This is a genomic window from Nonomuraea composti (genome assembly GCF_012034275.1).
Lineage (GTDB): Bacteria > Actinomycetota > Actinomycetes > Streptosporangiales > Streptosporangiaceae > Nonomuraea > Nonomuraea composti.
The window spans coordinates 1-13,659 of the sequence record NZ_JAATEP010000045.1; the positions used below are offsets into that span (position 1 = coordinate 1).

Annotated in this window: 13 protein-coding genes; 5 read left to right on the plus strand and 8 right to left on the minus strand. The window is 74.1% G+C overall.

The features are described 5' to 3' along the window. Positions 1–76: 76 nt before the first annotated feature. From HCN51_RS42645 to HCN51_RS42655, 3 genes are read right to left on the minus strand one after another with little or no spacing between them, the layout of a single operon-like run. Entirely contained in the window at positions 77–1,432 is a 1,356-nt protein-coding gene (locus HCN51_RS42645) for a histidine kinase (protein WP_168017702.1), read from the minus strand. 3 nt (positions 1,433–1,435) lie between these two features. Continuing rightward, a complete protein-coding gene (locus HCN51_RS42650; RefSeq protein ID WP_168017703.1) occupies positions 1,436–2,176 on the minus strand; it encodes an ABC transporter permease in 741 nt (246 codons plus the stop codon). 25 nt (positions 2,177–2,201) lie between these two features. Continuing rightward, positions 2,202–3,110 (minus strand): ABC transporter ATP-binding protein, encoded by a 909-nt coding sequence (locus tag HCN51_RS42655; RefSeq protein WP_168017704.1) that lies wholly within the window; start codon positions 3,108–3,110, stop codon positions 2,202–2,204. A 200-nt stretch (positions 3,111–3,310) separates the two neighbouring features. Between HCN51_RS42655 and HCN51_RS42660 the strand changes: the two genes are divergently transcribed. Then, positions 3,311–4,660, plus strand: a complete 1,350-nt coding sequence (locus tag HCN51_RS42660; protein WP_206068539.1) for a YbfB/YjiJ family MFS transporter — start codon at positions 3,311–3,313, stop codon at positions 4,658–4,660. On the opposite strand, the gene HCN51_RS42665 is transcribed toward HCN51_RS42660, so the two are convergent. After that, positions 4,605–5,369 (minus strand): HAD family hydrolase, encoded by a 765-nt coding sequence (locus HCN51_RS42665; protein WP_168017705.1) that lies wholly within the window; start codon positions 5,367–5,369, stop codon positions 4,605–4,607. The genes HCN51_RS42660 and HCN51_RS42665 overlap by 56 nt on opposite strands. A gap of 426 nt (positions 5,370–5,795) precedes the next feature. On the opposite strand from HCN51_RS42665, the gene HCN51_RS42670 reads away from it, so the two are divergent. The 3 genes from HCN51_RS42670 (at position 5,796) to HCN51_RS42680 (ending at position 8,564) form a co-directional block, all read left to right on the plus strand. Continuing rightward, positions 5,796–6,569 (plus strand): DUF6544 family protein, encoded by a 774-nt coding sequence (locus tag HCN51_RS42670; protein ID WP_168017706.1) that lies wholly within the window; start codon positions 5,796–5,798, stop codon positions 6,567–6,569. Positions 6,570–6,999: 430 nt separating this feature from the next. Further along, positions 7,000–8,013, plus strand: a complete 1,014-nt coding sequence (locus HCN51_RS42675) for a universal stress protein (protein WP_168017707.1) — start codon at positions 7,000–7,002, stop codon at positions 8,011–8,013. A 176-nt stretch (positions 8,014–8,189) separates the two neighbouring features. Further along, positions 8,190–8,564, plus strand: coding sequence for a hypothetical protein (locus HCN51_RS42680; RefSeq protein ID WP_168017708.1), 375 nt, complete (start codon positions 8,190–8,192; stop codon positions 8,562–8,564). A gap of 52 nt (positions 8,565–8,616) precedes the next feature. Here HCN51_RS42680 and HCN51_RS42685 read toward each other — a convergent pair whose 3' ends face one another. Beyond that, positions 8,617–9,072, minus strand: a complete 456-nt coding sequence (locus HCN51_RS42685; protein WP_168017709.1) for a MarR family transcriptional regulator — start codon at positions 9,070–9,072, stop codon at positions 8,617–8,619. Positions 9,073–9,170: 98 nt separating this feature from the next. Between HCN51_RS42685 and HCN51_RS42690 the strand changes: the two genes are divergently transcribed. Beyond that, on the plus strand, positions 9,171–10,025 hold the full coding sequence (locus HCN51_RS42690) for an NAD(P)H-binding protein (RefSeq protein ID WP_168017710.1): 855 nt from the start codon (positions 9,171–9,173) through the stop codon (positions 10,023–10,025). Positions 10,026–10,101: 76 nt separating this feature from the next. On the opposite strand, the gene HCN51_RS42695 is transcribed toward HCN51_RS42690, so the two are convergent. The 3 genes from HCN51_RS42695 to HCN51_RS42705 are packed head-to-tail and all read right to left on the minus strand — an operon-like array spanning position 10,102 to position 13,471. Further along, positions 10,102–11,118: a CNNM domain-containing protein gene (locus HCN51_RS42695; protein WP_168017711.1), complete on the minus strand. Its 1,017-nt coding sequence runs from the start codon at positions 11,116–11,118 to the stop codon at positions 10,102–10,104. Continuing rightward, positions 11,115–12,455 (minus strand): CNNM domain-containing protein, encoded by a 1,341-nt coding sequence (locus HCN51_RS42700; RefSeq protein ID WP_168017712.1) that lies wholly within the window; start codon positions 12,453–12,455, stop codon positions 11,115–11,117. The genes HCN51_RS42695 and HCN51_RS42700 overlap by 4 nt, the downstream gene beginning before the upstream one ends. Then, complete coding sequence (locus tag HCN51_RS42705) at positions 12,452–13,471, minus strand: CNNM domain-containing protein (protein WP_168017713.1); 1,020 nt, start codon at positions 13,469–13,471, stop codon at positions 12,452–12,454. The genes HCN51_RS42700 and HCN51_RS42705 overlap by 4 nt, the downstream gene beginning before the upstream one ends. Positions 13,472–13,659 lie beyond the last annotated feature (188 nt).

Sequence of the window (13,659 nt, forward strand, 5' to 3'; positions counted from 1 at the left end):
AAGCGCGGGTCGGCGCTGAACATGCCGCGCAGCCCGTCGCGCACCACCGGATGATCGTCCACGATCAGCAGCCTGATCACGCGCCGCCTCCCGCGGGGACCGCCGGAACCACCGCCGCCGTGCCGCCGCCCGCCGGGATGGCCGGCACCGTCACCGTGCCGCCGCTTGCCGGGATGGCGGGCACCGTGGCGGAGATCGCCGTGCCGCCGCCCGGCTCCGACTCGATGTCGAGGCGGCCCGCCAGGCGCTGCACCCGCTGCCGCATGCCGGCCAGCCCGAACCCGCCGCCGCCGGAGCCGGCCGCGCGCCTGGCGTCGGTCTCGAACCCCACGCCGTCGTCGCGCACGTCGAGCGTCACCAGATCCTCCATGTACGACAGGGTCAGGCCCACCCGCCCGGCCCGGGCGTGCTTGGCCACGTTCGCCAGGGCCTCCTGAGCGGTGCGCAGCAGCGCCACCTCGACGTCGGTGTGCATCGGCCGGGCGTCGCCCGTGGTGGTCAGCACCACCTCCACGTGGTTCACCTCCGCCCAGCGCCGCGCCACGTCGCCGATCGCGTCGGGCAGCCGGGCCTCGGCGAGCATCGCCGGCTCCACCGCGTGGACCGAGCGGCGGGCCTCGGTCAGGCTCTCGCGGGCCAGCGTCATCGCGTTCGTCACGTGCCGCCGCCACGCCGGCGGCTCGCCCATCGTCTGCTCGGCGGCCTGGAGCTGGGTGAGGATGCCCGCCAGGCCCTGCGCGAGCGTGTCGTGGATCTCGCGCGCCATCCGCTGCCGCTCGTCCAGCACCCCGGCCTCGCGGGCCTGGACCAGGAGCTGGGCGTGCAGGGCGGCGTTCTCCTCCAGCGCCGCCTCCAGCTTCACGTTGGCCTCGTGCAGCTCGGTCAGCGCCTGCTTCTGCTTGAGTATGCGCCGGTCGGCCAGCTCCGCGAAGTAGAAGAACGCCCCGGCCAGCAGCATGACGATCACGCTGAGGCCCAGCCACGCCCACCACTCCTCCTCCTTGATGCCGGCCGCCCCGCCCATGTACGACATCGCCGCCACCATCGCCGTGGCGGCGACCCCCACGTAACGCCAGCGCCCCTTCAGGTACTGGAAGGCGTGCGCGTAGCCGAGGAAGGCGAAGAAGCCGAACCACGGCGTCAACGCCACCAGGCAGGCGCTCAGCGCCACCACGCCCACGTAGTACACGCCCATCGGCGGCCCGCTGCCGTGCCGGCCCGGCCGCAGCGTGTGGAACCAGAGCACCCAGACCGCAGCGACGACCGACAGCCCGAGCACCGCCGGGACGTGCACCGGCACGCCCCAGAGCGGCTGCAGCAGCGTGATGACGGTGCTCAGCGCCAGCAGGATGTACGGGAGCACCTTCAGCACCGCGCTCTCGTTGCGCTCCCACCGGTCGAACTCCGCACGCAGCTCGGCCTCGATGCTCACGACCTACTCCCAGCGGAAATACCGTGCGGCCAGCCCCCCGGCCACGAGCGTCCAGCCCAGCATGACGGCCAGGTGCAGGAGCTGCGGCCACTGACCGGCTGTGGCGTCCTGCCATGATTGCACGCCGGCACCCAGCGGGGTGAAGTCGCTGATCGTCCGCAGGATGTCCGGCATCTTGTCGCGCGGCACCCACAGCCCGGCGAAGAACACCGTCGGGAAGAACATCACCGTCCCCATCGCGACCGCGCTCTTGCCGGTCGGCGCGAGCGAGGCGACGAGCAGGCCGATCGCGAACATGGCCAGCGTCCCCAGCAGGTAGCCCACCACGTACCCCGGCAAGTGCCGGGGCAGGGCCACGCCGAACGCCAGCCGGCCGATGGCGAGCAGCGCCGTCGTCGCCACCGCCGACAGGATCGTCGACATCAGCAACTGCGCTCCCAGCAGGACGCCCGGCTTGACCGGGGTGGTCCGCATGCGCCGCAGCACGCCCTTCTCCCGGTAGAGGGCCAGGAGCTGGGGCAGGCTGGTCAGCGCGAACATGGACAGGGTCATCGCGACGATGATCGGCACGTACACGCTGATCATCCGCGCCCCGCCGAACTCCTCGGCCGGCTCCCGCATGGCGGGGATCGCGCCCAGGATGACGAGCAGGATGGGGGAGAACGCGAGCGTGAAGAACACGATCATCGGCTCGCGGAAGAACAGCTTGGTCTCGGTCGTGGTGAGCCGCAACAGCGCGGACATGATCATCTCCCTTTCGGCTTCGGGCTCAGGAGTCGGCGCGGCGGCCGGTCAGCGCGACGAACGCGTCGTCCAGCGTGGACTGCTCGACCCGCAGGTCGGCGGCGACGACGTCGTGCCGGGCGAGCGCGGTGGTCACGGCGAGCAGCAGGTTCCCCGTCCCCGACACGACGAGCTGGCCCCCCGCCCGCTCGACGGCGGTCACCTCCGGCAACGCGGTCAGCACGGCCGGGTCCAGCGGCGCGGACGGCCGGAACCGGATGCGCTGCTCGTGGTCGACCCGCGAGACCAGCCCCGCCGGGGTGTCGAGCGCGACGACGCGGCCGGAGTCGATCACCGCCAGCCGGTCGCAGAGCCGCTCCGCCTCCTCCATGAAGTGCGTGACCAGCAGGATCGTCACGCCCCTGTCGCGGACGCCCTCGATCAGGTCCCACGCGTCGCGCCGCGCCTGCGGGTCGAGACCGGTGGTGAGCTCGTCCAGCACCGCCACCCTCGGGGCGCCGACGAGCGCCAGCGCGATCGACAGCCGCTGCTTCTGGCCGCCGGACAGCCGGCGGAACTGCGTGTCCAGCTTGCCGGTGAGGCGCAGGGTGGCGATCAGCTCCCGCCAGTCCGCCGGGCGGCGGTAGAAGGAGCTGTAGAGCTCCATCGCCTCGCCCACCTTCAGCTTGTCGGGCAGCTCGCTGGCCTGGAGCTGGGCGCCGAGCAGGTGCCGCAGCTCGCCGGAGTCGTCGCGCGGGTCGATGCCGCAGACCCGGATCGTGCCGCCGTCACGAGCACGCAGCCCCTCGACGCACTCGACGGTCGTGGTCTTGCCCGCCCCGTTGGGGCCCAGGATGCCGAAGATCTCGCCCTGCTCGACGGCGAAGCTCACACCGTTCACGACGGTGTGCTCGCCGTAGCGCTTGACGAGGCCGTCCACCTCGATGATCGTCATGCGACCAGCGTCCCGCCGGGCCGGGCTGCCGCGAATCGACCACGCGGCCAGGAACGGCGGCCGGCCCGGCGGACCCGCGCATCAACCGATCGGTTGATGCGCGGGTCGGCTCGTTCATGCAGACGTACGAGCCTGAGCCTCCCACCTGGAAGGAAACCGATTCTGGCGGCCGGCGCCGGCCTTGACGCACGCTGGACGGCATGGCGACCACCCCACCCCATCCCGTCGCATCGCCCCGGCCATGGCTCCACGTCTTCCGCGCCGCCGCCGCGCTGGCCGCCGCCATGGGCGTGGGCCGGTTCGCCTACACCCCGATCCTGCCCCTCATGCAGACCCAGAACGGCCTGACCGCCGCGGCCGGAGCGAACCTCGCCACCGCCAACTACGCCGGCTACCTCATCGGCGCCCTCGCCGGCACCCTCCTCCCCGCCCTGGCCCGCTCCACGGCCGTGCTACGCGCCGGCCTGCTGGCACTCGTCGCCTCCCTCGCCGCCATGCCGCTGACGCACGAGGTCGCCGTATGGGCGCTGCTCCGGCTGGCGGCCGGCGTCTCCAGCGCCCTCATCTTCGTGATCGCCGTCAACTCCCTGCACAGCCACCTCCACGCCCACCCGGCCCATCTGCCGGGGTGGGGGTTCGGCGGAGTGGGCGCCGGCATCGCCCTGTCCGGGGCCCTGATCCTGCTCCTGCGGGAATCCGGCTCCTGGCAAACCGCCTGGACGGCCTCCGCCGCCCTGGCCGCCGTCCTGACCCTCCCCGCCTGGCCCCTCCACCCCGACCCACCGCCACCACCCCCGCCTCCCACCGCCTCACCCGGCCCGCCTCCTGTGTCTTGTGGCCGCGTACGAGAAGCCGGTCCGTCCCGTACGGGGGAACAGGAAGCCGGCACGTCCGCACCTCGGCGGACGGAACGGGAGGCCGGTTCGCGTCCGTATCGCTCGTTCGGGGCGTTGTTCGCGTCCTACACGCTGGAAGGCGTCGGGTACATCGTCGCCGGCACCTTCCTGGTCGCGGCCATCGAGCAGAGTGCGCCCGGCTGGATCGGCAGCGGCGCGTGGGTGCTGGTGGGGCTGGCCGCCGTCCCCTCCGCCGCGCTCTGGGCGGGGCCGGCCCGCCGCTGGTCCCGCCCGGCCCTCCTCGTCGCCGCGCTCACCGTACAGGCCGTAGGCATCGCGCTGCCCGCGCTGACCGCCGGGGTCGCACCCACGCTGATCCCCGCCCTGATCCCCGCGCTGATCTCGGCGGTGCTCTTCGGCGGCACGTTCATCGGCGTGAGCACGCTGGCCCTGGGCGCGGGCGCGCACCTGCGCTTCCCCCGCGCCGTGGCGCTGCTGACCGCCGGATACTCGGCCGGCCAGATCCTCGGCCCGCTGGCCGTCACACCCCTGCTCCGTGACGGCTACCGGCAGGCGCTCGTGCTGGCCGCGGCCGTCGTCCTAACCGCCGCGCTGGCCGCCCTCGTCCTGCGCCGCGGCTATCCCGACCAGCCAGGTGTCACCGTCCGTGATGCGCGAAGAGCGGCACCCGCCCGACCACGCGCACGGAGGTGAGATCGTCCACGGCACCCGCCGCCACGCCGGACGCCGCCTCACCGGACGTGGGGGACGGGCGGCGCAGGGGGATCACGAGGCCGAAGCGGGCGTTCGCGGCGGCTCGCAGCGCGGGGGCCGTGCAGGCGATCACCACGGTCTCGTACGGCTCCGCGCCCAGCCGCCGGGCGGCCTCCAGCAGCACGGCCGGGTCCGGCATCGGGGCCAGCCCCGCCTCGGCGGCGACCACCCCGTCCACCCGGGCGTCCATCATGCCGGACAGCCCAGCCCGGTGCAGGATCTCGGCGCAGTTCCGGCTCGCCGAGACGGCGGCGACGCGGGCGCCGTGGTGGCGCAGCTCGTGCAGCAGGGAGACGGCGGCGGGGAAGGGCGCCACGCCGTAGTTGCGGATCTCGGCCAGGAAGAGGCCGTCCTTGAGGCACGCCATGCCGGTCAGGACGTCGTGGTCCTTCTCGGCGTCCAGGACGATGCCGCGCGAGGCCAGGAAGTCCCGCGCCCCGTCGATCCTGGGCTTGCCGTCCACGTGCCGCAGGTAGTCGCCGGGGATCGCGAACGGCTCCCACGACGTGCCAGACCGCTCGGCGTGCCGGCGCAGGTAGGCGTCCAGCACCCGTTTCCAGACGGCGGCGTGGACGCGGGCGGTGTCGGTGAGCACCCCGTCGGTTTCGAAGATCACCGCTGTGCTGCGGTGGAGGTCGATCACGGTCATGACGTCCTCCTCCAGAGATCGTGGTGTCCATGCTGCCCGGCCAGGGGGCGCCGAATCAGGGGCGAACGGCCCTGATGACGCCGCGTCCGTCACCTGCCGCTGTTCCCCGGCGAAGGGGCCGAAGGTCCCGGGGCGGCAGGCTGTCCGGCACTACCCGGCGGCCGTCCGGGACGGTGTGCTGGACAGGTGCGCGAACCCCCGGGAAGAGCAGCCGGCGGCCATGGCCGTGAGCCTGCCGCGGTGGCGGGTTGTGCGCGGGCATGTGCGGGTGGCGCCGAGGTGGGTAGTCGTGTCGGGCGACTCCTGGCTCATCACGCCGGGCGCGCTCACCGGGGCCGCGATGGTACGGCTGCTCGCCCCCCATGACCGGCGCCGAGGAGGGCCCATGAGGATCAGGACAGGAACCCCCGTACCCAGGAGACGATCATGACCGTCGTCGTCGCGCCGCCGCACCTCACCGAGCAGGCCCGGCGGGACTGGGACCTGCTGCAGTCCCCGACCCAGCGGGCGCCCGCGTTCGATCCCGAGCAGGCCGGCCTGCTGCCCGAGCCGGCCCGGAGCTGGCTGCTGCACGCCATCGCGCCGGGCACGCCCCTGCGGCGGGCGGTCGTGCTCAGCATGCGGGGCATGATCAGGATCGGTGAGTGGCGCCGCTTCCACGCCAACCAGGCGCTGCTGCCGCTGGAAGGGTACGTGTGGGCGGCGGGCAGCCGGCTGGGGCCGGCGCCGGTGCACGGGTTCGACCGTTACCGCGCCGGAGCGGGCGAGATGCGCTGGCGGCTGCTGGACGCCGTGCCGGTCATGTCGGGCTCGGGGCCGGACATCACGCGGAGCGCGGCCGGCCGGCTGGCCTGCGAGTTCGTCCTGGCGCCCGCCGCCGCGCTGGACCCGCGCGTCCGGTGGAAGGCGCTCGACGACCGCCAGGCGGTCGCCACCCTCCCCATCGGCGGCGAGGACCACGAGGTCACCCTGGACATCGCGCCGGACGGGCGGCTGGAGCGCGTCTCCATGGACCGCTGGGGCAACCCGGACGGCCAGGCCTTCCGCGAGCACCGGTTCGGCGTCGAGTGCGTCGAGGAGGGCATGTTCGACGGGTTCACCATCCCCGTTCGCGTCGTGGGCGGATGGTGGCCGGGCACCGATCAGCGGGTGGCGGGCGAGTTCATCCGCTACGCCCTCGACGACGCACTCTTCCGGTGAACGCCGCCGGCGTCACGGTCCGAGGCCGTCCGGGACGGCGGAGGACGGGCCATGGGGCTGCTGCTGGGTGTGCCCGCCCGCGTCGCGGGTCTTCACGTACGTGATCGAGGGGAACTGCTCGCGCTGCCCGGCACCGGGGCGAGCCGGGCGGCTTGGACCGGCAGCAGGGGCGAACGTCGCGGGCACTGCCGCCTTGTCCGAGCACCACCGCGGTGCCAGGCACCGCCGCACGCCTTGTCCGAGCACCGCCGCGGTGTCCCGGTACCGCCGCAGTGTCCATGCACCGGCGCCGTACGGCCCGGCGTGGCCGATCGTTCGTGAGGAAGGGTCTTTGGCCTCTGGGACGCCGCCGTCCGTCGGTGTGGGGTGAGGCTGTCAGGGGAGCGGCGAAAGGCTCCCGCCCGCCCTTCCCCCGGATGGGAGGCCGGAGATGGACAAACAGGTCGTGGTCGGGATCGACGGATCGGCGGCGGCGGGACTGGCGCTCGACTGGGCGGCCGACGACGCGGCACGGCGCGGGCGGGGCCTGCGCATCGTGCACGTACGCGAGCCGTGGGCGCGGGAGCACCCGCTGAACGCTGCGGCGTACCACCGCTCCCGCACCGAGCGGGACGGCCGGCTGCTGGCCGCCGCCGCGCACCGGGCACACCAGCGGCACCCCGCCCTGTCCGTCATGACCGCGCTGGTCACCGGCGCGGTGACCGAGCGGCTGAAGGCGGAGACGGAGCTCGCCGACACGCTCGTCCTGGGCAGCGAAGGGCTCGGCACGCTCGCCGGCCGCGTGCTCGGGGCGGCCGGCGACACCCTGGCCGGGCACGTGCCCTGCCCTGTCGTGATCGCCCGCCGGACCGTCCCGGGGGAGTGGGGCGAGGTCGTCGCCGGCTACGACGGCTCGCCCGACGCCGAGGCCGCCCTGGCGTACGCGGTGGAGCAGGCCCGCGCACGGCGGGCCCGCCTGAAGGTCCTGTACGCCGAGCCGGCCCTCGCACTTGCCATCACCCCGCTGGCCCGCCGACCCGGCCCACCGCGCCAGCCCGAATCCCAGCATCGGCCCGAATCCCAGCATCGGCCCGAATCCCAGCATCGGCCCGAATCCCAGCATCGGCCCGAATCCCAGCATCGGCCCGAATCCCAGCATCGGCCCGAACCCCAGCGCCAGCCGGACCCGCCGCGCTGGCCCGAGCCCCGCCCTACGGTCGCCGCGATGCTGGAAGAGCGGCTCGCGCCCTGGCGGGACGCCCATCCGGACGTCGAGATCACCGAATCGCTCGCCGGACGCCATCCGGTGCCCGCCCTGGTCCGGGTCTCCCGCGTGGCCGACCTGGTCGTGGTCGGCTGCCGCGGACGGAGCGGCCTGGCCTCCGCCCTGCCCGGTTCGGTGAGCCGCGGCGTGCTGCACCGGGCACGCTGCCCCGTGGCCGTGGTGCGCAGCCCGGCGAAGTGACGGCCCTGACACGAGCCCCGCGAAGCGAGGGTCCCGGCACGAGCTCCGCACGGCGAGGGCCCCGGCACGAGCTCCGCGAAGTGGCGGGCCGGGCGGCGAACGCCTCCTCGGTGAGGACCTGTGGCACTGGCCGCCACACCCGCCGGGCGCGCAGGCTCGGAGTGAAAGGAGGTGGCATGATGAGGCTGACCTGGAAGGACGCGCTGGCGACAGGGGTCGCGGGCGCGAACGTCGCCGTCTACGTCGCCTTCACGCAGGGCGCGGACGTGCCGATCATCGACAGCGTGCGCGGCGCCACCGCGACGATCCTGCTGCTGGGCCTCGTGGGCGGCTGCTCGTTGAGCGCGGCGGCCGATGCGTACGAGCGCAAGGGCCCGTACATGATCGTCGCCACCACCACCGGCGGGATCGCCCTCGTGGCGGGCGTGACCGGGCTGATCGTGGGCAGTGAGCTCGCCCTGGCGGTGCTGTTCTACGCCACCATGGCGCTGTGGCTGATGGCCACCGTGCGGCACGCGATCATGCCGGCCGAGACGGAGGTGCTCAGGTGAGAGCCGGGGCTGAAGGTCTCGGCCGAGACCTTCAGCCCTGAAGCGCGAGGCGTCAGGCGGTGGCCGGGCCGTGCCGATCGGAGCGGGCGTCCAGCAAGGCCGTCGCCGAGTGGTGGATCTTCGTCAGTGCCCTGAGGAGATGTTCGCGCTCGGCGTCGGTGAGGTCGGCGGTGACCTGCTCTTCGAGCAGCCGCCGTTCCCTTTCGATGGGGGCTTGGAGGGCGCGTCCGGCGTCGGTGAGCCACAACCGGACCAGCCGGTTGTCCCGGTCGTCGCGGCGCCGGGTGAGCAGGCCGGCGGCGGCCATCCGGGTGGCGGCCTTGACGACGTTGGGGGTGGTGACGTTCAGGGCCGCGGCGACCTCGCCGGGGGTCCGGCCGTCCTGCCGCCACAGCACCGCGAGCAGGTGATCCTGCCCCAGGTGCAGCCCGTGCCGCCGCACCGCTGCCTCGGCCGCCGCGCGCAGCGCCTTCGACGCCTTGCTGTGCAGGTCCAGGAACTCGGGCACGTGGGGGCCTCCGGTGATGTCGTCGGGCGATTGACCGCAAATCGTGTACCGGTTAACGTCCTCTCCATTCGTTAACCGGTACATGATTTAGGGGTTCGATGATACTCGTCACCGGCGCCACCGGGAACATCGGCCGCGAGCTCGTCCACGAGCTGGACCGGCTCGGCGTGCCGTTCCGCGTCCTGGTCCGCGACCCGGCCCGCGCCGCCGCGTTGCCCGAGCGGGCCGAACGGGTCGTGGCCGACCTGAACGACCCGGCGACCCTGCCGCCCGCCTTCGCCGGGGCCGGCCGGCTGTTCCTCCTCACCCCCGGCATCGGCCTCGACCACACCAGGCACGCCGTCGCCGCCGCCCGGTCCGCCGGGGTGCGTCACATCGTGCACCTGTCCTCGTTCAACGTGCTCGGCGACCCCGTGCCCGCCATGGGCCGCTGGCACCACGAACGCGAACAGCTCATCCGCGCTTCCGGCATCCCGGCCACGTTCCTGCGGCCCGGCGCCTTCATGACGAACGCCTTCGACTGGCTGCCCACCATCCGCCGGGCGGGCTACGTCCTCGATCCGGCCGGTCCCGGACAATTCGCGCCGATCGACCCCGCCGACATCGCCGCCGTCGCCGCCCTGGCTCTGACGGGGGACGGCCACCAAGGCCAGGAATACGTCCTCACCGGCGAGGAGCGGCTCACCGTCACCGAACAGGTCGAGATCCTCGCCGCGGCGGCAGGACGGGACATCGCGATCCGGCCGGTGAGCACCGCGGAGGAGGCCGTCGCCTCCCGATTCCCGCAAGGGGCACCGCCGGAGCTGGCCGAGGCCATCATCGAGGGGTTCCACCTCATGCGCGCCGACACCGCCGGATTCCGCACCGACACCGTGGAGCGCCTCCTCCGGCGCGGACCCCGCACCTTCGCCGCCTGGTGCGCCCGCAACGCCGACGCCTTCCGCGCCACCTGATCCGCCAGCACCGTCGAGGACTTCCGGGCCACCTGATCCGCCCGGCCGCCGTCCGGCGCCGCGCCGCTGACCCGGGTCAGGCGGGGACCAGGAGCGTGGTCAGCAGGTCGTCGAGGGCGATCAGCCCCGCCACCCGCCCGTCCTCGTGCCGGACCAGGGCGATCTGGCCGCGCGCCGCGCGCAGCCGCGCCACCGCGTCGGAGACGGGCAGCTCGGGCGGCAGGACGGGAAGGCGATAGGCGAGGCCCCCAGCGGTGGCGGTCGCGGTGGCGCGGCGGCGGGCGAGGTAGGCGTCCCTCAGATGGACGACGCCGGTCGGGGCGCCGGCGGGGCCGACGAGCAGGCGGGAGCGGCCGGCGCGGATCGCCGCGTCGATGATCTCCTGCGGGCCGGCGTCGGCGGGCACGGTCACGATCCGCTCGGGAGGAGTGATGAGCGCCGTGATGGGCGCGTGCGGAGCCTGGAGCGCCTGGCTGAGCACGGCGTGGTCGTCGGCCTCGATGAGCCCGAGCCGCCGCGACTCCTCCACCAGGTGCTGGAGCTGGGCGGGCGTACGGGGATTGTCGCCCTCGCCCCGCGGCGGCACCTTGACCAGGCGCAGCAGCCCGTTCGTGATGCCGTTCAGCGCGCTGATGACCGGCCGGACCAGCAGCGTGAAGCCCCGGAACGGCAGCGCCAGGACGGTGGCCGAGCGCTCCGGGTGGGCGATGGCCCACGACTTGGGCGCCATCTCGCCGAGCACCATGTGCAGGAACGTCACCAGCGCCAGCGCGATCACGAACGCCACCGCGTGCGCGCCCGCCTCCGGCAGGCCGAGGGCGTGGAAGAGCGGCGCGAGCGTCCCGGCGATCAGCGGCTCGGACACCACGCCCAGCCCGAGCGAGCACAGCGTGATGCCGAGCTGCGCCCCGGCGAGCATCAGCGACAGCTCCTTGATGCCGGACAGCGCCGCGGAGGCGGCCCGGCTGCCCTGGGCGGCGGCCTTCTCCAGGCGGTGACGCTTGGCGGCGACCAGGGCGAACTCGGCGGCGACGAAGAAGCCGTTGCCGGCCAGCAGGAGCAGCGTCAGGGCCAGGCCGGTGGTGAGGCTCACGGCTGCTCCTCGCGGTAGGGGGTCAGGCGGACCCGTTCGGGAACGTGGCGGTCGAGCGTCAGGACCTCGACGCGGGCGTGGGTGGGCGCGCCGGGGTCGAGGGTGGCGGGCAGGCCGACGGCCAGGACGTCGCCGGGGACGGCGAAGCGGCCGAGCCGGTGCAGGATGAGCCCGGCCAGGGTGTCGTACTCGTCCTCGTCGGGCAGGTCGAGGTCGGTGGCCAGGGCGACCTCGTCGATGCGCAGCCCGGCGTCCAGCTCCCAGGCGCCGCCGTCGAGCCGGACGAGGGAGGGGGCGTCGCGGTCGTTCTCGTCGGCGATCTCGCCCACCAGCTCCTCGGCGACGTCCTCCCAGGTGATGAGCCCGGCCAGGCCGCCGTGCTCGTCCACGACGCAGGCGACCTCCTCGCCGCGCTCGTGCAGCTGGCGCGCCAGCTCGGGCAGGGCGAGCGAGAACGGCACGACGAGCACGTCCCGCGCGATCCCGGCGACGCGCGTCTCCGCGGCCTTCTCCGTCGGTACGGCGGCGGCGTCGCGCAGGCTCACCACGCCGGTCACGTCGTCGAACGTGGCGCCGAGCACCGGGTAATGGGTGTGGCCGTGGGCGGCGATCAGCTCGTCGAGGTCGGCCACGGTGGCGTTGCCGGCGATGGCGACGACGTCGGCGCGCGGCACCATCACCTCGTCGGCGGTGTGCTCGGAGAAGGCCAGCGCCCGCTCCAGCACGTCGGCCTGGCTGCCGGGCAGGTGGCCGTGGGCCTCGGACTCGCCGATGATGTGGCCGAGCTCCTCCAGCGTGGCGCCGTGGTGCAGCTCCTCGACGGGCTCGATGCCGACCGCGCGCACCAGCCGGTTGGCCGCGGTGTCGAACAGCCTGACGACCGGCCCCGCGATCGTCAGGTAGACGAGGGTGGAGCCGGCCAGGGCGCGGGCCAGCGGCTCGGGCCTGGCCAGCGCGAGGTTCTTGGGGGCCAGCTCGCCCAGCACCATCTGGATGATCGTGGCCAGCGCGAACCCGACGGCCAGCGCCACCGCGCCGACCATCCCTTCCGGCAGGCCGAGCGCGGTCAGCCCCGGCGCGATCAGCTCGGCCAGCGCCGGCCGCGCGATGAACCCGACCACCAGCGCCGTCACCGTGATGCCGAGCTGCGCCCCGGACAGCATGAACGACAGCCGCTCCATCACCCGCACGGCCTTGGCGGCCTTGCGGTCACCGGCGGCGGCCTGCTGCGACAGGGCCAGCCGGTCGGCGCTGACGTAGGCGAACTCCTGGGCGACGAAGTAGCCGGTGGCCGCGGTGAGCAGGAAGACGGCCAGCAGGCCGAGCGCCACGCTCACCGGGAGCACCCCTGCGGGCTGGTCAGGTTCACCGGCACCTTCGGTCCCCTCAGTCGTGCGGATGTGCCCCGGCGTGCGCCGCGGCTTCCCGTCCCTGACAATGATCGGCCATCCGCCCGCACGCCGCCGCACGGGGTCCCGGGGACGGCGGGTGCCACCTGGATCAGCCGCGCTGCTCGACGGCCGGCGGGCGCGGCGTCGTCGGCCGCGCCCGCCGGGCGGGCCCGGATGCCGGTGATCGCGTGCCGCTCCACGGCCACGATCTCCAGCTCCCACTCGCCCGCCGTGACCCGGTCGCCCGCCGCCGTCGGCACCCGGCCCAGCAGGGTGAGGGCGAGGCCGGCGACCGTGGTGTAGTCGCCGTCCGGGCGGCCCTCCAGGTCGATGTCCAGGTCGGTCAGGTCGTGGACGGGGAAGTCGCCGGGCAGCAGCAGGCTGCCGTCGGGCGCGCGCCGGACGCTCACCACGTCGCGGATCTCCTCCGGGCTGATCTCCTCGCGGTGCTGGGCCGGGTCGCCGCCCATCAGGCGGACGGCCACGTCCGTCGACCTGGCCAGCGCCCACACCACGGGACGGGACAGCGTCGCGATCACGCTCGGCGGGCGGGCCATGAGCAGCGCCCACGTCTCGGCCCGCTGCATGGCGACCCGCTTGGGCGCCAGCTCCCCGAACACCAGCGTCAGGAACGTCAGCACGATCGTCACCACGACGATCGCGACCGGCCCCGCGGCGTCGCCGAGGAAGCCGAGCAGCGGCACCAGCGGCTCCGACAGGGTGACGGCCGCGGTGGCGGAGGCCAGGAAGCCGGACAGGGTGATGACGAGCTGGATGGTGGCCAGGAACCGGTTCGGGTCGCGGGCCAGGCGCACCACGAGGCGGCCGCCCGCGCCGTGCCGCTCCAGCAGCCATAGCTGGCCCTCGCGCAGCGAGATCAGCGCGAGCTCGCTACCGGCGAACACCGCGTTGAGGATGACCAGGACCACGACGAGGGCGAGCTGCACCCAATAGCCGTCCACGGCAGAACATGCTCCTTGCGACAGAAGTGGGGATGACAGAAGCCGCGCCGGCGGGCCGCGCGGGCACGCGGCGGCCCGGGCCGGGCAGGGGAACGGCAGGCGTACCGAAGGCCCGCAGGGAAGGACGGTGCACGTCAGCGGCGCGCGCCCGCGTTCGTGAAGGGATGCCGGGACGGGGCCCGGCCTGG